General features: G+C 63.5%; 21 protein-coding genes and 2 pseudogenes. 20 read left to right on the plus strand and 3 right to left on the minus strand.

Annotated features, from left to right (window positions below; genetic code table 11):
• The first annotated feature begins 258 nt into the window (after positions 1-258).
• From QMX88_RS07990 to QMX88_RS08005, 4 genes are all read left to right on the plus strand, one after another.
• Positions 259-1323 carry a M4 family metallopeptidase gene (locus QMX88_RS07990; protein WP_192173608.1) on the plus strand — a complete coding sequence of 355 codons (1065 nt, stop codon included), beginning with the start codon at positions 259-261 and terminating at the stop codon, positions 1321-1323.
• Positions 1324-1361: 38 nt separating this feature from the next.
• Positions 1362-1667, plus strand: a complete 306-nt coding sequence (locus QMX88_RS07995) for a protealysin inhibitor emfourin (protein WP_192173607.1) — start codon at positions 1362-1364, stop codon at positions 1665-1667.
• 147 nt (positions 1668-1814) lie between these two features.
• Entirely contained in the window at positions 1815-3353 is a 1539-nt protein-coding gene (locus QMX88_RS08000; protein ID WP_282368003.1) for a cryptochrome/photolyase family protein, read from the plus strand.
• Positions 3350-3490, plus strand: coding sequence for a DUF2256 domain-containing protein (locus QMX88_RS08005; protein ID WP_192173605.1), 141 nt, complete (start codon positions 3350-3352; stop codon positions 3488-3490). The genes QMX88_RS08000 and QMX88_RS08005 overlap by 4 nt, the downstream gene beginning before the upstream one ends.
• A 47-nt stretch (positions 3491-3537) precedes the next feature.
• Here the strand turns inward: QMX88_RS08005 and QMX88_RS08010 are convergent, their stop codons facing one another.
• Complete coding sequence (locus QMX88_RS08010; protein WP_192173604.1) at positions 3538-3759, minus strand: hypothetical protein; 222 nt, start codon at positions 3757-3759, stop codon at positions 3538-3540.
• A gap of 289 nt (positions 3760-4048) precedes the next feature.
• On the opposite strand from QMX88_RS08010, the gene QMX88_RS08015 reads away from it, so the two are divergent.
• Positions 4049-4675, plus strand: coding sequence for a TetR/AcrR family transcriptional regulator (locus QMX88_RS08015; protein ID WP_282368006.1), 627 nt, complete (start codon positions 4049-4051; stop codon positions 4673-4675).
• A gap of 143 nt (positions 4676-4818) precedes the next feature.
• Here QMX88_RS08015 and QMX88_RS08020 read toward each other — a convergent pair whose 3' ends face one another.
• Positions 4819-7560 carry a beta-glucosidase gene (locus QMX88_RS08020; protein ID WP_282368009.1) on the minus strand — a complete coding sequence of 914 codons (2742 nt, stop codon included), beginning with the start codon at positions 7558-7560 and terminating at the stop codon, positions 4819-4821.
• 468 nt (positions 7561-8028) lie between these two features.
• Between QMX88_RS08020 and QMX88_RS08025 the strand changes: the two genes are divergently transcribed.
• From QMX88_RS08025 to QMX88_RS08090, 14 genes and pseudogenes are all read left to right on the plus strand, one after another.
• Positions 8029-8256, plus strand: a complete 228-nt coding sequence (locus QMX88_RS08025; RefSeq protein WP_282368011.1) for a hypothetical protein — start codon at positions 8029-8031, stop codon at positions 8254-8256.
• Positions 8257-8349: 93 nt separating this feature from the next.
• On the plus strand, positions 8350-10068 hold the full coding sequence (gspE, locus tag QMX88_RS08030; protein ID WP_282368186.1) for a type II secretion system ATPase GspE: 1719 nt from the start codon (positions 8350-8352) through the stop codon (positions 10066-10068).
• A 2-nt stretch (positions 10069-10070) separates the two neighbouring features.
• Positions 10071-11273 carry a type II secretion system inner membrane protein GspF gene (gspF, locus tag QMX88_RS08035; RefSeq protein WP_282368013.1) on the plus strand — a complete coding sequence of 401 codons (1203 nt, stop codon included), beginning with the start codon at positions 10071-10073 and terminating at the stop codon, positions 11271-11273.
• A gap of 10 nt (positions 11274-11283) precedes the next feature.
• Complete coding sequence (gspG, locus tag QMX88_RS08040; protein ID WP_192173599.1) at positions 11284-11709, plus strand: type II secretion system major pseudopilin GspG; 426 nt, start codon at positions 11284-11286, stop codon at positions 11707-11709.
• Between the two features lies 1 nt (position 11710).
• Positions 11711-12148, plus strand: a complete 438-nt coding sequence (locus QMX88_RS08045) for a GspH/FimT family pseudopilin (RefSeq protein ID WP_192173598.1) — start codon at positions 11711-11713, stop codon at positions 12146-12148.
• Positions 12145-12513, plus strand: a complete 369-nt coding sequence (locus tag QMX88_RS08050) for a type II secretion system protein (RefSeq protein ID WP_282368018.1) — start codon at positions 12145-12147, stop codon at positions 12511-12513. Before QMX88_RS08045 ends, QMX88_RS08050 begins: the two co-directional genes overlap by 4 nt.
• Positions 12510-13121, plus strand: a complete 612-nt coding sequence (locus QMX88_RS08055) for a prepilin-type N-terminal cleavage/methylation domain-containing protein (RefSeq protein ID WP_192173596.1) — start codon at positions 12510-12512, stop codon at positions 13119-13121. Before QMX88_RS08050 ends, QMX88_RS08055 begins: the two co-directional genes overlap by 4 nt.
• Positions 13118-13846, plus strand: a complete 729-nt coding sequence (locus tag QMX88_RS08060; protein WP_282368022.1) for a type II secretion system protein GspK — start codon at positions 13118-13120, stop codon at positions 13844-13846. Before QMX88_RS08055 ends, QMX88_RS08060 begins: the two co-directional genes overlap by 4 nt.
• Positions 13843-14874, plus strand: a complete 1032-nt coding sequence (locus QMX88_RS08065) for a PilN domain-containing protein (protein ID WP_282368024.1) — start codon at positions 13843-13845, stop codon at positions 14872-14874. The genes QMX88_RS08060 and QMX88_RS08065 overlap by 4 nt, the downstream gene beginning before the upstream one ends.
• A pseudogene (gene gspM, locus QMX88_RS08070) lies at positions 14864-15454 on the plus strand (type II secretion system protein GspM); the annotation flags it as partial. The gene QMX88_RS08065 and the pseudogene gspM, both read left to right, overlap by 11 nt.
• A gap of 134 nt (positions 15455-15588) precedes the next feature.
• Positions 15589-16104: a general secretion pathway protein GspN gene (locus tag QMX88_RS08075; RefSeq protein ID WP_282368026.1), complete on the plus strand. Its 516-nt coding sequence runs from the start codon at positions 15589-15591 to the stop codon at positions 16102-16104.
• The gene (gspD, locus tag QMX88_RS08080) at positions 16101-18440 is read left to right on the plus strand and encodes a type II secretion system secretin GspD (protein ID WP_282368028.1); all 2340 of its coding nucleotides are present in this window, start codon (positions 16101-16103) and stop codon (positions 18438-18440) included. Before QMX88_RS08075 ends, gspD begins: the two co-directional genes overlap by 4 nt.
• Positions 18441-18731: 291 nt before the next feature.
• The gene (locus tag QMX88_RS08085; RefSeq protein WP_282368030.1) at positions 18732-19706 is read left to right on the plus strand and encodes an alpha/beta hydrolase; all 975 of its coding nucleotides are present in this window, start codon (positions 18732-18734) and stop codon (positions 19704-19706) included.
• A gap of 130 nt (positions 19707-19836) precedes the next feature.
• On the plus strand, positions 19837-20652 hold the full coding sequence (locus QMX88_RS08090) for a DUF1206 domain-containing protein (RefSeq protein WP_282368032.1): 816 nt from the start codon (positions 19837-19839) through the stop codon (positions 20650-20652).
• A 3-nt stretch (positions 20653-20655) separates the two neighbouring features.
• Here QMX88_RS08090 and QMX88_RS08095 read toward each other — a convergent pair.
• Positions 20656-21564 (minus strand): annotated as a pseudogene (locus QMX88_RS08095) (ATP-binding protein); the annotation flags it as partial.
• Positions 21565-21900: 336 nt separating this feature from the next.
• Between QMX88_RS08095 and QMX88_RS08100 the strand changes: the two are divergent.
• Entirely contained in the window at positions 21901-23280 is a 1380-nt protein-coding gene (locus tag QMX88_RS08100; RefSeq protein WP_282368034.1) for an HD domain-containing phosphohydrolase, read from the plus strand.
• Positions 23281-23454: the final 174 nt, after the last annotated feature.

A 23454-nucleotide genomic window follows, 5' to 3' on the forward strand; every position in this document is an offset into this window, starting at 1 on the left:
CCCCGGGGGGGGGGGGGGCGGGGGGCCCCCCCCCCCCCCGGGACCGGAGTGAAGGAACCCGACGAAGTCGGGCCCAACCAGGAGCAAGCACCCTTGGTTACTTGGGGTGCTTTTCCAAGTAACTCGCCGAAGGCGAAACAGTCTGCCCCCAGGCAGACGCTTTTGACCTTGGGGAACGCGAGATCCCCCTGGCTTGTCGATTAAAGCAAGACCGCGACGCGTCGCTTAATCGAACGATGTAGCCCAGGAGCATTGCCCATGTGCAGGAACCACACCCGTAACCCCATCCTCTGCCTCATCCCCCCGTACCTGCTCGACCAGATCGCCCGCAACGGCAACAAAGCCCAGCGCGAAGCGGCCCTGCGCACGCGCGCCAAAGACAACACCTTCCGCTCCCTGCGCCTCAGCGCACAACCCGATCGACGCCTCGTTCACCTCGCCGCCGTAGCCCCCACCGGCAAACGACGCTCCATCTACACCGCCGACGGCGGCGAAACCCTGCCCGGCACCCTCGTCCGCGGCGAAGGCCAGCCCGTCAGCGGCGACATCGCCGTCGACGAAGCCTACGACGGCCTCGGCGCCACCTTCGACTTCTTCTTCGACGTCTTCGACCGCAACTCCATCGACGACGCCGGCATGGCCCTCGACGCCACCGTGCACTTCGGCAAGGGCTACAACAACGCCTTCTGGAACTCCGCGCAGATGGTCTTCGGCGACGGCGACCAGTCACTGTTCAACCGCTTCACCATCGCCCTCGACGTGATCGGCCACGAACTGGCCCACGGCGTCACCGAAGACGAAGCCGGGCTCGTCTACTTCAACCAGGCCGGCGCGCTGAACGAATCGATGTCCGACGTGTTCGGCTCGCTGATCAAGCAGTACGCCCTGAAACAAACCGCCGAGCAGGCCAGCTGGCTGATCGGTGAAGGCCTGTTCACCGACAAGATCACCGGCAGCGCCCTGCGCTCGATGAAAGCCCCCGGCACTGCGTTCGATGACAAGGTGCTGGGCAAGGACCCGCAACCGGGTCACATGGACGACTTCGTCCACACCTACGACGACAACGGCGGCGTGCACATCAACTCGGGCATCCCCAACCATGCGTTTTATCAAGTGGCGACGCGCATTGGCGGCCATGCCTGGGAAAAGGCCGGGCGCATCTGGTACGACGCGTTGCGCGATTCACGTTTGCGACCCAATGCCGGCTTCGTGCGCTTTGCGCGGATCACCCACGATGTGGCCGGCCGGCTGTACGGTGTAGGCGAAGAAGCCCAAATCGCGGTAAAAGAAGGTTGGGCGGCCGTGGGCATCAATGCGCAATGATCCGCCATGGCCATCTGGCAAAAGAAGGAGCCACCCACATGCGTATCTCATTCAGCGAAAGCGGCGGGGTCGCCTATTTTCCGGGCTTGAACAAGCCCAATACCATTGAAGTGGACGCCCTGCCGGAGGGCGACCAGAAGGAGTTGCGACAACTGGTCGACGCGTCCAAATTCTTCGCATTGCCGGAAGGTCGACACCCCGCCCGTGCGCTGCGCGGGATGCAGCATTACACGCTGACCATCAGCGAAGGCGACCGGGAGCGCACGGTCTGCGTTCCCGCTCCGGTGGAATCCGGTCCGTTGCAGGGCCTGATGCAGTGTGTCCGGCGCCACGTATCCGGCTAGCCCCATGACCGCGCGCCGGGCAAACCGCTATGCTCGGCGCCATTACTCCCTGCTCTTCAGGAATCCTGTGCCCAACCTTCTCTCATCTGTCCTCCGTCGATTCATGCCAACAGCCCGCAGTGCCGACGCGTCACGCGGTAACAATCGATGATGCCTGTCCGCCGCCTGTGCCTGGTTCTCGGCGATCAGCTGTCCTTCGACCTGGCCTGCCTCGCCGAACTCGACGCCGAGCGCGACGCCGTGCTGATGGTCGAGGTCATGGAAGAAGCCACCCACGTCGCCCATCACCCGCAAAAGATCGCCCTGATCTTCAGCGCCATGCGCCATTTCGCCCAGGCGCTGCAGGAGCGCGGCATCATCGTTCAGTACGTGACGCTGGACGACCCGCTGAACACCGGCTCGGTGCCGACTGAATTGCAGCGCTGGCATGCGTCCTTGCAGGCCGAAGAAGTCCACGCCACCGAATGCGGCGACTGGCGTCTGGAGCAGTCCATAAGGGAATGCAGCCTGCCGCTGGTCTGGCACAGCGACACACGCTTTCTGTGCTCCCGCGAAGAGTTTGCCAAATGGGCCAGCGGCAAGGTCCAGCTGCGCATGGAATTCTTCTACCGCGAGATGCGCCGCAAGCAGCGCCTGCTGCTCAACAGCGACGGCACGCCCGTAGGCGGTGCCTGGAACTTCGACGCGGAAAACCGCAAGGCGCTGCCGAAGCGGGTCTCGGCGCCCTACCCGGCGCGCTTCGCACCGGACGCCATCACCCGCGACGTGCTGGAACTGGTGCGTGAGCGATTCGCCAGTCACTACGGCTCTCTGGACAATTTTGACTACCCGGTGACCCACGCCGACGCCCAGGCGCTGTGGCAGTACTTTCTCGATTATGGGCTGGCGGCCTTCGGCGACTATCAGGACGCCATGGCGATGGACGAGCCCTTCCTCTTCCACGCGCGCATCAGTGCGGCGCTGAACATCGGTTTGCTGGATCTGCGCCAGCTGTGCAGCGACGTCGAGTCGGCCTACTGGTCGGGCGGCGTCGCGCTAAACGCCGCTGAAGGCTTCATCCGCCAACTGATCGGCTGGCGGGAATACGTGCGCGGCGTTTACTGGCTGAAGATGCCGGATTACGCCGACGGCAACTCATTCGGCAATACCCGGGCGCTGCCGGAGTTCTACTGGACCGGGCAGACCAAGATGAACTGCATGAGCCAGGCCATCGGCCAGAGCCTTGAACACGCCTACGCTCATCACATTCAGCGGCTGATGGTCACCGGCAACTTCGCCCTGCTGGCCGGCATCGCGCCCAAAGAGATCTGCGAGTGGTACCTGGCGATTTACATGGACGCCTTCGACTGGGTCGAGCTGCCCAACACCCTCGGCATGGTCATGCACGCCGACGGCGGTTATCTGGGTTCCAAGCCCTATTGCGCCAGCGGCCAGTACATCAAGCGGATGTCCGATTACTGCGGCAGCTGCGCGTACAAGGTCAAGGAAAGCACGACGGAGGACGCCTGCCCGTTCAATTCGCTGTACTGGCATTTCGTGATGCGCCACAGCAACCTGCTGCGCGCCAATCAACGGATGGGCATGGTTTACAAGAACCTCGACCGGATGACTGAAGCAAAGCAGGACGCGCTGTGGCAAAGGGGCGAGTCCCTGCTGGGCAAGCTCGACGCCGGAGAGGCGATTTGAAGAAGAGCGAGCTGCCGGTAAAGACCTGCGTGGTGTGCGGGCTGCCGTTCACCTGGCGGAAGAAATGGGCGCGCTGCTGGGACGAGGTGCGTTACTGCTCGGAGCGTTGCCGACGGGGCAAGCGCTCCGGGTCGTGAAAGGGTTCAATCGGCGTCAGCGGGCCAATACGGGGGGCCGCGCCTGATCAGTGGACCTGGGCGCGACTGGCTCTGCCGATCAGCCTGATCAGTAACTGCTGTTTGGGGCCTGCGGTGGTCTCGCGCGCCACCTTGATCAAGTATTCCTGCGGGATCAGCCCGCCCGCTTCGGCCAGGGCTTCGTAAATGGCAAACAGCCGCGAATCAATCGTCGTCTCCTCGGCGCATTCGATCAGATAGGCAATTCCCGGATTGGCTTGTTCGTTCACAGTGAATCCTCCTTGTATGTCAGTTACTTCAAAGGAGAGGCACGCGCGGCGGGAGTTCCCACTTTCTGGACAGGGCTCACCCGAACGGTGGCACCCGCCTGCCGGCAGTCCTGAATATCAGTTTTCGCTTGCCAAAACCCGGTCGCACCCTTAAACAGAGCGTGCCGTTTCAGCACCCGCGACGACTTGCCGCGCCTTGCCGTCCGTTGCTTCCTCGCAACCCGGCGTCGGGACAGGCCTGCCGAAACGCCCAGACACCTGCAAATCATGGAGACGCCAGGTAAACCCGATGACAGGAAATACGTCAGACACACTCCCCCGCACCCGTCGCGCCCCCAAGGGTGAGAAACGCCGCGAAGAGCTGCTCGACGCTGCGCTGCAATTGTTTTCGCTGGAGGGCTACACCGGCGCCTCCATTGCCCGCATCGCCGACATTGTCGGCATCTCGGTGGCGGGCGTGCTGCATCACTTCCCGAACAAGGTCGCTCTGCTGATGGGCGTGCTCGCCCGTCGAGACGAGGTCAACCACAAAGTGATCAGCAACCTGCACAGCGAGCCGACGCTGCAGGGCTTCGTCAGCGGCCTCCGGCAGATCAACCGTTCCAACGCGACGGCGCCCGGCGTGATTCGCGCGTTCAGCATGCTGAACGCCGAAAGCCTGGTGGACAGCCATCCGGGGTGGGAATGGTTTCAGTCCCGCTATGTGACGATTCACGGACGCATGCGCGCCCGGCTCGACCATCTGGTGGCCACCGGCGAAGTGCGTGGGGATGTGGATCTGGACGCGATCGTTCACCAGATACTGGCGATGATGGACGGGCTGCAGCTGCAATGGCTGCGCTTCCCCGAGACGGTGGATCTGGTGCAGCGTTTCGACAGTTACATGGCACAGGTCGAGCGCGATATCCGCGCATAAAAAATGAGGCGATCCGGGCTGGCCGGATCGCCTCATTCTCTGTTTCTCAAGCTCAGGTTGTCACTCGGGTTCAGGCCTCAGCCAGCGCCGGGATCAAGTCCCCGGCGCCGACCTGTTGCTCAGCCCTTTCCCGTTGCGATCAATCAGTACTCGGTGTTGCCGTCGTAGTCCGTGTTGCCATTGGCTGCGTCGGTGTCTTCGGTCTGATCAAGCACACCGCCGGTCTTCACCGCTGGCAGGGTCACTTTGACCGAGTTCAGCGCCGAACGTGGCAGCGGGTTGCTGGTGGTGGTCGACAGTTCCTGACGGAACGGGTTGACCAGCTTGGCATTCAGACGGATGTCGTCCGAAGCCGCGCCCAGGCTGATGTTGAAGGTGTCGGCATCGATCACCCACTGCTTGCTTGCCTCGTCGAAGTACGCCAGCGAACGATCGTTCAGTTCGATGGTGACGTGACGGGTTTCGCCCGGCTGCAGGAAGACCTTCTTGTAGCCTTTCAGCTCCTTGACGGCGCGCTCGACTTTCGGGTTCTGCTGGCCGACGTACAGCTCGGCGACTTCGGAACCGGCACGCTTGCCGCTGTTGGTCAGGTCGAACGAGACCTTGATCGGCGTGTTGCCCACTGCAACGCCCGGGGTGACCGAGATGTTGTTGTAAGTGAACTGGGTGTACGACAGGCCGTGACCGAAGGCGAACAGCGGTTTGGTGTTGGTCTTGTCGTAGCCACGGTAGCCGAGCATGGTCAGGTCGTGGGCGTAGGTGATTTCCTTGACCTTGGTGCGTGTGTTATCGAAGGCAGGGAAATCCTTGTACAGCGGATTGTCTTCGATGTTGCGCTCGATACTGATCGGCAGCTTGCCCGACGGGTTGACCTTGCCGAACAGAATCTCGGCCAGGGCCTGACCGCCGTTCTGACCCGGGTAGAACGCGTGCAGCGCAGCCGGCACCTGGTCGATCCAGTCGCTCATTTTCAGCGCGGTACCGCCGTGCATAGTCACCACGGTGTTCGGGTTGGCCTTGGCGATGTTCTGGATCAGCTCGTTCTGGTACTCAGGCAGATCGAAGCTGTGGTCGAAACCTTCACCTTCGTATTCGGCGCTGTTACCCACGGCAACCACGACCGCGTCGTATTGCGACAGGTCGGAAGGTGCGGTCAGCGAAGCGGTCGACATCTGCACGCCCACCAGGCCGCCCATGGTCGACAGGTAACCGTCACGGCGCGAGTACTCAAGCTTCACGTCGTAAGCCTTGCCAGCTTCCAGCTTGATCTTGCCGGAAACAGGGATGGTCGGCGGAATGCTCTTGTTGGTGATGTTCTCACCGTCGCCGTTGTCGATGATCTTCTCGCCGTTGACCCACAGACGCACGGCGCCGTCGGCACGGACTTTGAAGACCTGGTCGCCGCTGATGGTCGGGGTGACCTGACCGCTCCAGCGAATGGAGGTATTGGCGGTGTCGCCGTTGCTCGGCACGCTGTCGGTGGACCAGTCCAGATTGACGTAGGTGTCGATCTGGGTGGCCGACGGGTCGCCGGACCAGGTGGCGTTGTTGAAGTACTCGGTCTTCATGCCAGCGACGCTGTTGCCTTTGCTGTCGGTGGTGGTCCAGTGCATGGCAGTCGGATCAAGGGACAGCGTGTCGAGGAACTCGACCTGGGCGCCCGGGGCGATCTGACGCAGACCGCTCAGCTCGCTGATGTAACGGGTGGCGTCAACGTGAGCACTGCCGAAACCGGTCGGCGGCGCGTACTTGGCCAGGTCGCCAACGACAGCGATGCGCTTGACCTTGTTCTTGTCCAGTGGCAGCACGTCGCCCTGGTTTTTCAGCAGCACGATGCCTTCGCGAGCGATGTTCAGAGCGACCTTGTTGCTGGTGGCGCTGTTCATGTTGTGCGTGGTCAGCGGTGCAAACTTGTCGAACTGATACAGGTAGATGTTCTTCAGGATGCGGCGGACCTTGTCGTCGATGGTCGCCATGTCCAGCTCGCCGCTGTCCAGGTACGGCTTAAGTACCGAACTGTTCATCTGGCCGCCCATCATGTCCAGGTCGGTGCCGGCTTGTGCCGCTGGCAGACCGTGGACGACGGCGTTGTAGTCACTCTGCACCAGGCCCTTGAAGCCCCATTCCTTCTTCAGGATGTCGGCGATCAGGTGCTTGTTCTCGCAGGCGTACTCGCCGTTCACTTTCTGGAACGAGCACATCATCATCGCCACGGTGCTGTTCTTGGTGGCGGATTCGAACGGCGGCAGGGTCATCTCGCGCAGAACGCGCTCAGGCATGACCTGGTTGAGGATGAAGCGGTTGGTTTCCTGGTCGTTACCGGCGTAGTGCTTGGCTTCCGCCCAGACGCGACGCTGCTGGATACCGTTGATGACCGCAGGGCCCAGGCTTGCGCCGAGGAACGGGTCTTCACCGGAGAGGTATTCGAAGGCACGGCCGCTCCACGGCATGCGGTACAGGTTCATGCCTGGACCGGTGACGAACTGGTAGCCGCCGCTGGCAGTGTCGTAGCCCAGGGCGCGGCCGAAATCAATGGCGCGACGCGGGTTGAAGGTGGCCGCCAGGTTCGGGCCGGAGGGATAGACCACGCCCGGATCGTTGCCTTCGCTGGTGTAACGGATGCCCGCGCCACCGTCGGCGCCGTGGATCTGTGGCACGCCGTACTGGGTCAGCGGCTTGACGTCCCAACCACCGATGCCGCCGATGTAGGCCAGCTTTTCTTCCTGAGTCATCTTCGCCAGGGTTTTTTCTGCCGCTTTGTCAGCGCGCAGTTCCTTGGCCGCCAGTTGCTCTTGGGTCGTGGTGTCGGCTGCGTTGGCGTGGCAGATAGCCAGGCTCAACAAAGCCAGTGCCGAGTGGGCACCGAAAGTTTTACGGTTTCGCATAGGGGACGCTCTCCAAGTATCACCCGCGCTCATTTGTCGCAGTTGACACGCCACAAGCCTTTAATTCAGGCATGACTCGGCCTATACCGAAGTTCTCGAAAGAACATCGGTGAACGGGAAAGTGGCGTTACAACGTGACGATGAGTGTGGGCAATTTGATCTTCTGTAACTAACGTTAATGGCGATGAGCCACCGAACTGCACGAGCGTTGCCCGAGACGTTTAAATTAAGGCAATTGTTTTCAATTGATGTCAAACAAAAAAATCAATCTTCAACAAACTCGACATTTTTTGATACATCATCTGAACTCTTGCTAAACCTACAGGTCTGTAGGTTTAGCAATTTTCACCGCTCAATGCCTGAAACCCCGTAAACACTGGGTTTCACCCCTGAAACGAGCGGTGGGCCCACGCTGAAGCCAGCGTTGCGATCATTTCAAACACATGACAAACATTGGAGAAACATCACATGAAACTGCCAGTACTGGGCGCCATCGCTGCACTGACCCTGTCGTTTGCAACTGCAACAATGGCCGCTGACTCCGATACTCAGGAAACTGTTTCCGGCGCAGCAGATTCCACTGTCATGACGCAAACACAAAAAGATGCCACCACCGTGAAAGCCACCAAACAGAATCAGGCTGATGAAAACAAGCGTGGCCGTCCGACCGCTAATACGTCGTCTGCGACAAACTAACGCACTCCGTTAGTTACTGTTTTATTACGGCTGTTTATACATCACCCCGAGGTCTCGTCAGAGGCCTCACTTATTTGAATCCCCGTTGTGTCCATAAAACTGTCCCCTATCAATAGCCAACAACTGACCGCGCACACGGCCGAAGCGCTGTGTGCGTGGCTGTTGGCCAATGCCGGGCTGAAGACAGGTGATCTGGAACGGGCACAGCGGCTGGCCCAGGAATCCGAAGGCAGCTCGCTCACCGAATTGCTGACCCGCCTGGGGCTGGTCTCGGAACTGGACCTGGCCAGGGCGTGGGCCTCGACGCTGCAAGCGCCCTTGCTGCTGGCGGAAAACGTGACGCTGTCGGGTGAACCGCTGCCGGAATTGAGCGAGCGCTTTCTGCGCCACTATCGCCTGCTGCCCATTGGCGCCCATGCCGATGGCGTGCATTTGCTGGCAGCCAACCCGGGCAATGCCTACGGGCTGGACGCCGTGGCCTACGCCTGCCAGGCGCCGGTGTATGTGTCGGTGGGTACTGGCAGTGAGGTCGACGGGCTGATCGAGCGTTATTACGGCCAGGGCCGTTCGGCCATGGGCTCGCTGATCGAAACCCTCGACGAACACGGCGGCGCCGAAGAAGACATCGAACACCTCAAGGACCTGGCGTCCGAGGCGCCGGTCATTCGACTGGTCAACCTGATCCTGCAGCGAGCCGTCGAGCAACGCGCCTCGGACATTCATATAGAGCCGTTCGAAAGCCAGCTGAAAGTGCGCTATCGCATCGACGGCGTGCTCCACGAAGCCGAGGCTCCACCGTCCAGTTCATCAGCGGCGATCATTTCGCGACTGAAGATCATGGCGCGGCTGGACATCGCCGAGCGTCGCCTGCCCCAGGACGGCCGCATCATGCTGCGCATCCAGGGCAAAGAGCTGGACCTGCGGGTGAGCACGGTGCCCACCAGTTTCGGCGAGTCGGTGGTGATGCGTCTGCTGGATCGGCAGACCGTCAGCTTTGACTTCCCCAGCCTGGGCATGGACGGCGAGCGCCTGCAGAACTTCCTCGACGTGCTGGAAAACCCCCACGGCATTCTGTTGGTGACGGGCCCCACCGGTTCCGGCAAAACCACCACGCTCTACACTGCGCTGTCACGGCTCAACACCGCCGAGCGCAAGATCATCACCGTTGAAGACCCGGTCGAGTATCAGCTTGAGGGCATCAATCAGATTCAAGTGAAGCCAGCCATCGGCCTGGACTTCGCCGGCGCCCTGCGCTCCATTGTCCGCCAGGACCCGGACGTGATCATGATCGGCGAGATGCGCGACCTGGAAACCTGCCGCATCGCCATCCAATCGTCGCTGACCGGTCACCTGGTGCTCTCGACCCTGCACACCAACAGTGCCGCCGCGAGTATCACGCGATTGCTGGACATGGGCGTCGAAAGCTACCTGATCGCGTCCACCGTTAAAGGCATTCTGGCCCAGCGGCTGGTGCGCAGGCTGGATCCGCTCACGCGCATCGCCTTTGAAGCACCGCAGGAACTGGTCGCCGAGCACGGGCTGGATCGCTTCACCGATCAGCGCCCGATTACTCTTTATCGTCCCGCCAGCGAATTGCCCGGCGGCGGTTATCACGGCCGTAGCGCCATCACCGAATTGCTGGTGATGAATGAAGAGTTGCGCGGCCTGCTGATGCGCCAGGCCGATGCCTCGACGCTGGAGCAAGCCGCCCGTCGCGGGGGCCTGCGCACCTTATATGAGGAAGGCCTGCGTCAGGCAGTGGCCGGCGTGACCTCCCTTGAAGAGGTGCTGCGCGTTACGCGTGGCGACTGACCATGGCCCATTTCAAATACCGCGCACTGGATGCCGACGGCGTCGCCCAACACGGCACCCTCGAAGCGGCTGATCAAAACGCAGCCACCGCGATTCTGCACAAGCGCGGCCTGTTGCTGCTCAGCCTCGAAGCCAGTGCCAACAGCGGCCTGCGCGCGGCCATGCGCCGGGGTGCGATGAACGGCGCGGCGCTGGTGAGTTTCACCCAGCAACTGGCGACCCTGCTCGGTGCCGGCCAGCCGCTGGAACGCGCCCTGACCATCCTCCTCAAGCAGACCCACGAACCCAAGCGCCAGGCACTGCTCGAACGCATTCGCGAACAGGTCAAGGCCGGTAAACCCTTGAGCCAGGCGCTGGAAGAAGAGCACGGCCAGTTTTCTAGCCTGTACATCAGCATGGTGCGCGCGGGCGAAGCCGGCGGGTCCCTGGAAAACACCCTGCGCCAGCTCAGCGATTACCTTGAACGCAGCCAGATGCTGCGCGGCGAAGTCATCAATGCGCTGATCTACCCGATCTTTCTGGTGGTCGGCGTGCTGGGTTCGCTGGCCCTGCTGCTGGCCTACGTGGTGCCGCAGTTCGTGCCGATCTTTCGCGATCTGGGCGTACCGATTCCCTTCATCACCCAAGCCATTTTGTGGCTGGGTGAATTTCTCAGCGCCTATGGATTGCTGCTGCTCGGTGCGATCGTCGGGCTGATCTGGACCGTCGCCGTGCTGCGCCGAGATCCCCAGCGACGTCAGCGTCACGACCGGCGCCTGCTGTTCATTAAAGTCATCGGGCCGCTGTTGCAGCGGATCGAAGCCGCGCGTCTGGCCCGAACCCTCGGCACCCTGCTGAGCAACGGCGTTGCGCTGTTGCAGGCGATGACCATCGTCCGTCAGGTCTGCGGCAATTACGCCCTGCGCGCCCAGGTCGAGCAGGCCACCGAGTGGGTCAAGGGTGGCGGCACGCTTGCCCAGGCGTTCGGCGAGCAACCGCTGCTGCCGGAGCTGGCCCTGCAGATGATCGAAGTCGGCGAACAGGCCGGCAACCTGGACGGCATGCTGCTCAAGGTCGCCGACGTGTTCGACGTCGAGGCCAAGCGCGGCATCGACCGCCTGCTCGCGGCGCTGGTGCCGAGCCTGACTGTTGTCATGGCGGTGATGGTGGCGGTGATCATGCTCGCCATCATGCTGCCGCTGATGAGCCTTACCAGTAACATTTGAGGAAATAGACATGTCCCGATTCAACGCTGCCCAAGGCCGTCGCCAGGGCGGTTTCACCCTGCTGGAAATGCTCGCCGTGATCGTGCTGCTGGGCATCGTCGCCACCATCGTCGTGCGTCAGGTCGGCGGCAACGTCGACAAGGGCAAATACGGCGCAGGCAAGGCGCAACTCGCCAGCCTCGGCATGAAAGTCGAAAGCTACGGCCTGGACGTCGGTACGCCGCCGGCCAATCTGCAGCAGCTGGTGACCAAGCCGGCCAATGCCACCGGTTGGGCCGGTCCGTACGCCAAGCCTTCGGACCTGAAAGACCCGTTCGGCCACGCATTCGGCTATCGCTACCCGGGCGAGCACGGCAGCTTTGACCTGATCTTCTACGGTCAGGACGGCCAGCCTGGCGGTGACGGCTACAAGGCCGACATCGGTAACTGGGAATAACATGCACGCCCTGCCCCGCGCCCGCGGCTTCACCCTGTTCGAATTGCTGGTGGTGATCGTTCTGATCGGCATCAGCGTCGGGCTGGTGAGCTTTGGCGTGGGTCGGGGTTTGCACGCGGCCAGTGAGCGCCGGGCGTTGAGCGAGGTGGTGCAGTCACTGCGCGCGGCGCGGGTGCAGGCGATCGTCACCGGGCAACCGGCGCAGACGCGCTTTGATCTGCGCAACGGTCGGCTTCAAGGCCCGCAACTGAAGCCGGTGCAACTGCCCACCGACATGCGGGTGCAACTGCAGACCGCTGACGGCCTGGGCCCGGCGTTCGAGTTCTACCCGGACGGCGGTTCCAGCGGCGGCCATCTGTTACTGGCCCGGGGCGACAAACATTGGCGCGTCGACATCAACTGGCTGACCGGCAACGTTCAGTTGCGCACGCTCAATTGAGGCGTCAGCGCGGTTTCACATTACTGGAAATGCTCGCTGCCCTCGCCGTGCTGGCGGTGTGCAGCAGCGTGCTGGTGGTCGCCTTCGGGCAGAGCGCACGGGCCCTGCAGCAGGCGCAACGCAGTGACCGGTTAAGCCTGGCCGCGCGTTCGCTGATTGATGAAGCCAGCGCCGGTCACTTGCAGCCGGGCCGGACCGAGGGCAAGTGGAGCGGCGTGAACTGGCAGATGGACGTCAGCGCGCTGCCCCGCGGCAACAGCCCGGCGACGGCATGGCGGCTGGATCTCGAAGTGAACGACGGAGCGCGCCGCGCCCATTACAGCAGCCTGCAAGTGCGCAGTGCTGACTCGGGTGCAGGGCAATGACGCGTCGAAGCCAGGGTTTTACGCTGCTCGAAGTGCTGGTGGTGCTGAGCCTGCTCGGGGTGCTGCTGACCATGGTCGGAGCGGCGATCACCGGGGCCAACCGCGCCATGGCCAAGGCCGAGCGTTACAGCACGCGGCTGGACGAAATACGTTCGACACAGAATTTCCTGCGCAGCGCCATCGGTCAGGCCCTACCCCTCGCGGCCGGCGGGGCCGAGCCCGGTCAGGCGCCGGTGTTCGAGGGCGACGCCCAGGCCATGAGCTTTTATGCGCCGCTGCCCGCCACATTAGGCGGAGGTTTGTACCGGCACAGCGTGACGCTGGCGGCCGGTCAGCGTTTGCAGATCAGCCTGGAGCGCTTGCGCGGTCAGGCCTTGCTGCCGGCCGAAGAACCCCAGGTGTTGTTGCATGAAGTGCGCGCGCTGCAACTGAGTTACCGCGGTGTGTCGCCCACCGGCGAATCAACCGCGTGGCTGGATCACTGGCCATGGCCGGGACGCCTGCCCGTCAGCGTGCGCATCGACGCGCAACTGGCCGGTCCCGTGCCGTGGCCGCTGCAAAGCATCAATCTGCGCCTGGATTTGTCCGGCGAGGCGCACACGTTATGACAGGCCGTCGGCAAAAGGGCGTCGCGCTGCTCCTGGTGTTGTGGGTGCTGGCGCTGCTCAGTACCCTGCTCGCCGGTTTGCTGGGCTGGGTGCACCTGCAGAACCGTCAGGCCCTGTGGCAACGCCAGCACACCCAGGCGGTACTCGCCGCAGAAGCCGGTATCGGCATGGCGGTGCTGGCGCAACTGGACCGCGACCCGCAACGGCACTGGAAAGCCGACAACCAGCCCCATGGATTGCGTTTCGATGAGGCCGCGATGGCAGTAAGTCTCGGCAGCGAGACCGGCAAGCTGGACCTCAACGCGGCACCGGCGGAATCCTTCGCCCGCCTGCTGGTGGCGTGCGGGGCGAGTCCGGACCTGGCCCGGCAAGTGGCCCAGGGCCTGGAGCAGCGTCGCGGCGGCGGCCGGGCGCCGCTGCGGATGGTCGAGGAAGTGCGCGAACTGCCGGGCATCGGCCAGCCGCTGTACCAGTGCGCCAGCCCGCACGTCACGTTATGGAGCGGCCTGACCGCGCCCGATCCGCGCATGGCATCGCCCTGGCTGCGGCAAGCGCTGGGGCTGCCGCAAGCGGGCCCCGCAACCGAAGACGCCGGCCCGGTCGTCAGTATTCGAAGCCAGGCGACATTGCCCGGCGGTTACACCACGACGCTCAACGTCACGTTGTTATTGAACCCATCGAAGGAGGGAGCGCGACCGTATCGCGTTCTGCGTTGGCAAGAATGAAGCAATCACTTTTACAGCAGCTGGCGCCCTTGCAGGCCCGGGTGCGCAGTCAGTGGCGTGACAGCCCGGCGCAGCACGTGTGGCAGGCCTGGCTCGAGGAGTTGCAGGCGCTGCTGCCCGCAAGCGTCCGCGCCCGGCTGATGCCCCAGGTGCGCGAGCGGCTGATTGACTGGCCCTTGCCCGAGCACATTGCCCACGAAACCGGCGAGCGGCTGATCCTGATGCTCCCCGCCGGCATGGTCCTGGCGCAGCCGCTGCAACTGCCGCTGGCGGCGCTGCGGGACCTGCACAGCGTGGTCGGTTTCGAGCTGGACAAATACACGCCCTACCCCCGCGAGCAGATGCAGTACGTCGCGCGCGTCACCGCCAAGGGCAAAACCCTGGCGCAGGTGCTGCTGGTGGCGGTGCTGCGCGAGCGTTTGCAGCCGGTCATCGACACCTGCAAGGCACGCGGCCTGCCGCTGTATGCCGTGGATGCGCGCAACGGCAAAGGCGAACGGCTCAACGTTGATCTGCTGCCGGCCGAGCTGAAGCCGGCATCTGCAGGTTCCGCGCGCCTGCCGCGTTTCCTCGCCGTGGTCTGTGGCGCCTTGCTGCTGACCTGCATGGTGCTCTGGCTGAATGCACGCACGGCCCAGGTCGAAGCGATGCAACAGCACGTCGACGAGCAACGCAGCCAAGTGCAAGCAGTGCAGAACCTGCGCCGCGAACTGATCAACACCCAGGGCGCCGCGCGCTATCTGGCCCAGCAAAAGGCCGCGCAGCCGACCACCTCCAACGTGCTCGCCGACCTCACCGGTTGCCTGGGCGCTGACACTTGGGTCGAGCAGCTGGAAATCTCTGACGGCGGCAGCGTGTCGATCACCGGCCAGAGCGCCAAGGCCAGCGCCCTCATTAGCCGCATGAAAGACTGCCGCACCCTCACCGACGCGCAGTTCCAGGGGATCATTCAGCCCGACGCGCAGACCGGCAAAGAGCGCTTTTCCCTGCGCGCCCAGTTGCGCAAGGAGTCCGCCGATGCGCCGTGAACTGACCCCCCGTGAACGTCGCGGCGCCGCGCTCATCGCGCTGGCCCTGGTCCTTTGGGCGGCGTGGTGGCTGTTGGTGCAAAGCTGGTTTCTCGATCCGTTGAGCGACCTGCAGGACCAGGCCGACACTCTGCGCCAACAGGAACAACGCTACGCCGGCGCCCTCGCCCAGCGCGACAGCCTTGAGCAGCAATTGCAGGCGGCCCGCCGCGACCCGTCAAGCCGCAGCAGCCTGTTGCCCGGCGAAGACCCGAGCGCCGTGGCGGCCGATTTGATGCAGCGCAGCCTCGATCTGGTCAAGGCCCACGCCGATCAGGGCCCCGGTTGCCAGGTCACCCAGCGCATGCCGATCACCCCCGAGCGCGACAGTGCCGAGCCCTATCGTCAAGTCAAAGTCAGCCTGACCCTGGACTGCGCCATGGAGCCGCTGGTGGGCTTGCTGCACGAACTGGAATACGGCCAGCCGTTCCTGTTCATCGACAACCTGAGCATTCGCCGCGCCACAACCGCCCCCGCCACTGGCGGCGCCGGACGCTTGCAGGTGCATCTGTTGTTGCGCGGTTATCTGCAGCAGGCCGCGCCGCATAAGGCGCTGCCGTCCAAAGCCCCCGCCGCCGAGCCAGCGACCGAATCCCGGCAGCAGCCTGATCCCGCCGAGCAAGCCGATCTGGATGAACAACCTGAACCACCGACACCGTCCGAGGAGCCTGACGCATGAAGTTCGACTCCCTTACCCTCGCGCTCGGCGCGGCCACGGTTGCCCTCGCCGCCGTCGCCGTCAGCCTGAGCATGGGCGCCGGTCAGGACATCGACTGGTTGCCGGCCGGCGAAGCGCGCGAAGCCACACCATCGGCCGGGCCTGCGGCATTGCCTGCGCTGCCGGCCCAGGCCCTTGCGCTGACGTGGCAGCAGTCTATGTTCAGCCCGGATCGCAAGCCTGATCTGGTCACCGGCAAATCCCAGGCCTCGTCCCTGGACGGCATCAGCCTGAGCGGCGTGATCATCGACGGCGCCTCACAGTGGGTGCTGCTGCAGTTGCCGCAGAAGCGCCGCCTGAAGCTGGCCGTCGGCAGCACCCTGGACAACGGCTGGACCCTGGATTCGGTCACGCCGCAACACGCCACTTTCAGCCATCAGGGCCAGACCCGCGAACTGCGTCTGCCCATGCTGCGCCTTCCGCCGCCGTCGAAAGTCCCCCCTATTACTCTTCCAAACGTACCCACACCATGAACAATCGCACCCCTGAGTTTTCCCGTCTGCGCAGCCCGTTGTTGTGCCTGGCCACCGCTGTGGCCCTGGCTGGATGCGCGTCCACCCCGGAACGTTTTGAAAACGATCCGGCCCTGATGCAGGAAGCACTCAATGGCACCGGCTCGCAGCGAGGCCCGGTCAGCGATCCGGTTGAAGCGCCGAGCCCGAACAACCCCGGCGCCAAGCCTGCGCCCGCGCGCCAGCAGATCATTCGTGGCAACCAGACCTTCGTACGCGGTGCGGGCCCGGCCCAGACCGGCGCGGGTGGAAAAGGCGCGTCGGCGCCGGCCGGTGACATCACCTTCAACTTCGCCAATCAGCCCATCGAAGCGGTGATCAACACCGTGCTCGGCGATTTGCTGCACGAGAACTACAGCATCAATCAGGGCGTAAAAGGCGACGTCAGCTTCTCGACCTCGCAGCCGGTGAACAAGCAGCAGGCGCTGTCGATTCTGGAAACGCTGCTGTCGTGGACCGACAACGCGATGATCCGCCAGGGCGACCGTTACGTGATCCTGCCGGCCAATCAGGCCGTTGCCGGCAAGCTGGTCCCAGAGATGCCGGTGGCGCGACCGTCCACCGGGCTGTCGGCGCGGCTGTTCCCGCTGCGTTTCATCTCGGCCACCGAGATGCAGAAGCTGCTCAAGCCCTTCGCCCGGGACAACGCGTTCCTGCTGGTCGATCCGGCGCGCAACGTGTTGAGCCTCGCCGGTACGCCGGATGAACTGGCCAATTATCAGGACACCATCGACACCTTCGACGTCGACTGGCTCAAGGGCATGTCCATCGCCGTCTACGGCCTGCAACGCGCGAGCGTCGGCGAGCTGATGCCCGAACTGCAGAAGATGTTCGGCCCGGACAGCGGTATGCCGTTGGCGGGCATGGTCAAGTTTCTGCCGATCGAGCGGACCAACTCGGTGGTGGCGATTTCTTCCCAGCCGCGCTACCTGAGCGAAGTCGGCGACTGGATTCACACCATCGACGAAGGCGGCGGCAACGAGCCGCAGATGTACGTCTACGACGTGCGCAACATGAAGGCCTCGGACCTGGCCAAATACCTGCGGCAGATCTACGGCAACGGCCAGATCAAGGACGACAGCGCGGCCAAGGTCGCACCGGGTCTGCGCACCCGTTCGCTGTCCTCGCTGAACGGCAGTGGCACCGGCAGCAGCGGCGGCCTGAGCGGCAGCGGTCAGGGCCTGAACAGCAGCTCCTCCGGGATCGGTGGCGGCATGGGTTCAGGAATGGGTGGCGCCAATGGTGGTTTGCAAACCGGCACTCAGCAAGGCGATGAAGAGCAGGACGGCGAGACGTCCGAAGACAGCGCCGACAGCAGCGGTCAGGGCGACAGCTCGGACGCCGCGGCCAGCGGTTCTGTCGCCAGCAAGCGTCTGGACGACAGCACCCGCATCACCGCCCAGCAGAGCAGCAACCAGTTGCTGATCCGCACGCGTCCGGCCCAGTGGGCGGAGATCGAATCCGCCATCAAGCGCCTGGACAACGCGCCGATGCAGGTACAGATCGAGACGCGGATTCTTGAAGTCAACCTGACCGGCGAGCTGGACCTTGGCGTGCAGTGGTACCTCGGCCGTCTGGCCGGCAATTCCACCAGCACCACCGTGGCGAACACCGCTGGCAGTCAGGGCGCATTGGGCGGCGGCGGTGCTGGGCTCGGCGCCACCGATTCGCTGTTTTATTCGTTCGTCAGCAATAACCTGCAGATCGCCCTTCACGCGCTGGAACAGAGCGGCCGCACGCAAGTGCTGTCGGCGCCGTCGCTGGTGGTGATGAACAACCAGCAGGCGCAGATTCAGGTCGGTGACAACATCCCGATCAGCCAGACCACGGTCAACACCTCGGCCACCACCGCTACCCTGAGCAGCGTCGAATACGTGCAGACCGGGGTCATCCTCGACGTCGTGCCGCGCATCAATCCGGGCGGCCTGGTGTACATGGACATCCAGCAGCAGGTCAGCGACGCCAATGACACGTCGACTGACGCCAACGGTAACCCGCGGATCTCGACCCGCTCGGTGTCGACCCAGGTGGCGGTGCAGAGCGGTCAGACCGTGTTGCTCGGCGGCCTGATCAAACAGGACAACGCCGACACCGTGTCCGCCGTGCCGTATCTGGGCAGCATCCCGGGCCTGCGCTGGCTGTTCGGCAACACCAGCAAGAGCAAGAAGCGCACCGAACTGGTCGTGCTGATCACCCCACGGGTCATCACCAGCAACAGCCAGGCGCGGCAAGTGACCGATGACTATCGTCAGCAGCTGCAGCTGATCAAGCCGACGCCGCCGATGGGTAGCCGGTAGTTTGTTGATCGTTCCCACGCTCCGCGTGGGAATGCCGCCCCGGACGCTCCGCGTCCGTTCGTTGGCGGCTGTTTAAGGTCTGGGGGCGGGATGACGCGGCGCGTCTCGGGAGGCATGCCCACGCAGAGCGTGGGCACGAGCAGATACATCGTGGCCATGCACGATCGCCCCGGCATATACGCTGCGGCAGGCGTCAACTGTTGTGGTCACGCACGTGAAACTCTCAGCCTCGGACGAAGCCCAAGTCAGTACCCAACACTGGCGGGTGTGAGCCCGAGAGAGAGCACGCAATTGGACAGCAACGACGGTCTGCATTTTCCCGACGACGAACTGGCGCAGGCGCGGCGCTTCAACCAGAAGCTGGCCTGGCTGCCGCGCTTTCGTATCCGCAACCGCTTCACCCCGCTTTTGATTCAGTCGCTGTTGCGCGTCGGCCAGCTCAATGGCGCGGCGAAGCTGGCCCGCCATGGCCTGCACGCCGAACGCACCACGGCGTTTATCGACGGTCATCGCGTGCCGGTCCGGATCATCCGGCCCAAGGGCAAGGCCAAAGGCGTGGTGCTGGACATTCATGGCGGCGGCTGGGTGATCGGCAACGCGCAGATGAACGACGACCTGAACATGGCCATGGTGCGGGCGTGCGATGTGGCCGTTGTTTCGGTCGATTATCGGCTGGCGGTGTCAACGCCGGTCGAAGGGCTGATGGAAGACTGCCTGGTCGCGGCGCGGTGGCTGCTGGGTGACGGTTGCCCGGAGTTCGCCGGGTTGCCGGTGATCGTTGTCGGCGAATCGGCGGGCGGGCATCTGGCGGCGGCGACCCTGCTGCAGCTCAAGGCCTGGCCCGAGCTGTTCAAGCGGGTGTGCGGCGCCCTGCTCTATTACGGGGTTTATGACCTGACCGGCACGCCGAGCGTGCGAGCGGCAGGCAAGGACACGCTGGTGCTGGACGGACCGGGCATGGTTGCCGCCCTGCGCCTGCTGACGCCAGACACCACCGATGCCCAGCGTCAGGCGCCGCCGCTGTCGCCGTTGTATGGGGACTTATCCGGTTTCCCGCCCGCATTGATGTGGGTCGGCGAACTGGACCCGCTGCGCGATGACACCCTGCAAATGGCGGACCGCTGGGCGAAAACCGCCGGCGTCGAAGTGCACCTGTTGCCCGACGCGCCCCACGGTTTCATCCATTTCCCGACCATGATGGCCGACCGCGTGCTGGAGCACAGCCGCGCCTGGATTCGTCAGCGCATTCAATCTGCGGCGAGTTGATCGCTTTGGTTTTAGCATCGCGTGCAGCCATCGGGATCCCGCTGGATGCCGGTCCTGCAAAAAGCAACCTGATCGAACCCCTTGCGCGCTCCCGGGTCTGCTCATCTATTGCTTAACCGGAGAACCTTCGATGTCCCCGCATCACACCCTTGTCCTGCTTGCCCGATCGGGCTACGCCGCCCGCGGCGTTCTGTACCTGATCATCGGCATTTTCGCCTTGCTGGCTGCCCGCGATTCGTCACGCCCCAAAGACAGCCACAGCAGCCTCGAAGCCCTGTTCAGCCAACCGTTTGGTCACATTCTGGTGGGGCTGGTGGTGGCGGGCCTGCTCGCGTTTGCCGCCTGGCGCGTGTTGCAGGCGACGCGGGACGTGGACCATCACGGCAACGAATTCAAGGGCCTGGTGATCCGTGGCGGGCTGCTCGCGGGTGGGCTGGTCAACGGTGCGCTGGCGTTCTTTGCCCTGGGCCTGCTGATCGACGGCCTGCGCAGTTCCGGCGGTGGCGGCGGCGGTCAGACCCAAGACCTGCTCGCCACCCTGCTGTCGTGGAAACACTCCAACCTGGTGGTCTACCTCGTTGCGCTGGTGCCCCTTGGCGTCGGCATCGCGCATTTCTTCAAGGGCTGGAAAGCCTCGTTCGAGAAGTATTTCGAGGCCGACGAAGAGGTCATGAAATACGTGACCCCGGTGTCCCGCTTCGGCCTGATCGCGCGCGGCGTGGCGTTTGTCGAAATGGGCGTGCTGCTGGCCATCAGCGGTTCGAGCTATCAGGCGATGCACCCGCCCGGTCTGAAAGACGCGCTCAACGCCCTGCAAAACCTGCCCGCCGGGGGCGTGGTGCTGATGGTCATGGCGTTGGGGCTGATCGCATTTTCGGTGTACAGCTTTGCCGAAGCCGCCTGGCGCCGGATCAACATGGACGTGCCCGGAATGGCGCACGTCTGACGTTCAGTTCACTGCGCCCTCTTCAGGGCGCGGCTGCTGAATCGGCAGCTCGATACGGAACGTCGTGCCGACCCCTTCCACGCTGCGCACGCTGATCGTTCCGCGATGCTTTTGCACAATCCCGTACGACAGCGACAGCCCCAGCCCGGTGCCCTGGCCCACCGGTTTGGTGGTGAAGAACGGGTCGAAAATCTTCGGCAGCACGTCCGGCGCAATGCCGCTCCCGGTGTCGCTGATCTCAAGCCACACGCTGTCCCCCTGCACGCCGTTGCGCAAGGTAATGGTGCCGCGCTCCGGGCCAATCGCCTGGGCCGCGTTCACCACCAGATTCATGATCACTTGATTGAGCTGCGCCGGCAGGCATTCGATGTCCGGCAACGGCACATAGTGTTTGACGATGTCCGCCTTGCACCTGACCGCATAGGCGGCGATGTTCAGCGTCGAATCGATACCCCGCTGCAGGCTCGCCCACTGCCATTGCGGGTGGGTGTCGGCCCGGGAAAAGTCCTTGAGGTCCTTGATGATCTGCGCGGCGCGGGCCACCCCCTCCCGGGAATCCTGAATCAACAACGGGATTTCCGCCTCGACAAAGGCCAGGTCCAGGCGCGTTTTCAGGGCATTGAGGGATTCAAGCACCCCAGCCACTCCGAGCTGATCCTCGGCCGCTTTGTAGGCCTCAAGCACTTCCTGGATTTTGCCGAAATAGACCGCCAGGGTGCCGAGGTTCGACGAGATGAAACCGATGGGGTTGTTGATCTCGTGAGCGATGCCGGCGGCCATCTGCCCCAGTGAGGCGAGCTTTTCAGCGCCGATCAACTGGCTCTCCAGCTGCTTGCGCTCGTCGATCTCGACCTGCAACGCATGACTGGCCTGTCTGAATTCCCGGGTGCGCTCCTCGACGCGCTGCTCCAATCCTTCGTTGGCCGCCCGCAGGTCCTCGTTGACCCGATTGATCACCTGATAACTGTGCAGCAGCCAGCGACCCAGCAGCACCAGCAGGCAGACGGAAATGATCGAGAATATCTGCAGGAGCAACATGATCGACCAAGCGCCTCAATCCGTGGACTCATGCCCTTGTGTCGGCCTGCCGAAGGTGAAGTTGAGGGGGCGATTTATATTGCGCAAAAGCCGCGAAGAGTCGCGATATCTCAACTAATCTTGCGGCATCCAGCTGTCCTTGCCGGTGATGATGTCAGTCAGGATGGCAGCCAGGGCACGGGCACGATGTCGGTACGAACGGGGTCAATCATGGAAGCCTCAACCAGTGTTTCGTTGCAGCACCGCCCCACCGTCCTGCTGGTGGACGATGAAGAATCGATTCTGAACAGCCTGCGCCGCCTGCTTCGCGAGCAACCCTATGACCTGCTGCTGGCCACCAGCGGCGAACAGGCCCTGGCGATCATGGCCGAAAAGCCGGTTGATCTGATCGTCAGCGACGCGCGCATGCCAGGCATGGACGGCGCGGCGCTGCTGGCGCGGGTCTACAGCCTGTACCCGGACACCACACGCATCCTGCTGACCGGCTACGCCGACCTCGAAACCATCGTCAAAGCCATCAACCAGGGCCATGTGCATCGGTACATCGCCAAGCCCTGGACCGACGAAGAGCTGGTGCTGACCCTGCGTCAGTCCCTGGCATTCCAGTTTTCCGAACGCGAAAGACAGCGCCTTGAACAGCTCACCCAACGGCAGAACGATGAGCTGAAAAGCCTCAATGCCACCCTGGAAAAACGCGTGCTGGCGCGCACCGCCGAATTGCAGCAGACCGCCGACATGCTCGATCTGGCCTACGAGGAGCTCAAGCACAGTTACGCCACCGGCACCGAGGTGTTTTCGATGCTGGTCAATCAGCGACTGCCCGTGGACAAGCAGACCAATCGCGACGTCATCGACCTGATCAACGCGTGCAGCAGCCAACTCAATCTGGACGAGTCCACCCGCCGCGACCTGTGCATGGCCGCCGCGCTGTACAACATCGGCAAGCTCGGCTGGAGCGACGCGCTGATCAACACGCCGTCGGACATGGTCAGCCACGCCGACCGCGACACCTGGCGCAGTTACCCGCGGCAGAGCGAATCGTTGCTGATGACCCTCGAACCCATCCAGGACGCTGCCAGTCTGATTCTGCATCATCAGGAGCGCTGGGACGGCAGCGGCTTTCCGGCGCACCTCAAGGGTGAAGCGATTCCCTACGGCGCACGGCTGCTCAAGCTGGCCGTGGACTTCATCGAACTGCAGCGCGGGCTGATTCTGGAAAGACACCTGAGCAGCGGCGAGGCCTTGCTGTTCATCCGCCGCTACGCCGGCAAGCTCTACGACCCCGGCCTGATCGAGGATTTCGCCAAGGCCTGCGCAGCGTACCTGGACGATGCGGTGCTCAACGACCCGACCGTCAAGGCCGTCACCACCCGCGAGCTGGTGCCGGGCATGATCCTGGTGCGCAACCTGAACGCCGACAACGGCATGCTGCTGCTGAACGCGGGCAAGGTGGTCAACGCCGCGCTGATCGACAAACTGGCGGCCTTCGAGGCCATCGAAAACAAGACCCGCTACAGTATTTTCGTGCGCCTGCCCGGACACGTTCCGGGGTCAGAACCGCCGAAAACCCACTGGACTCAGGTCGGTTGATGCGCTGAGCAATCGAAGGATCGCGTGCGCCGCGAATTGTGGGACCGGCTTTAGCCGGGAAAGCGTCAGGTGGCGCGCTGCGAAATTGAGGGTGAATGCACGGGCCTCTTCCCGGCTGAAGCCGGTCCCACTAAAAAGCATTGCGTGCATTCAGAAGTATCGCGTGCGCCGCGA

Origin of the sequence: Pseudomonas sp. PS02290 (genome assembly GCF_029960075.1) — a bacterium.
In the GTDB taxonomy this organism is placed as follows: domain Bacteria; phylum Pseudomonadota; class Gammaproteobacteria; order Pseudomonadales; family Pseudomonadaceae; genus Aquipseudomonas.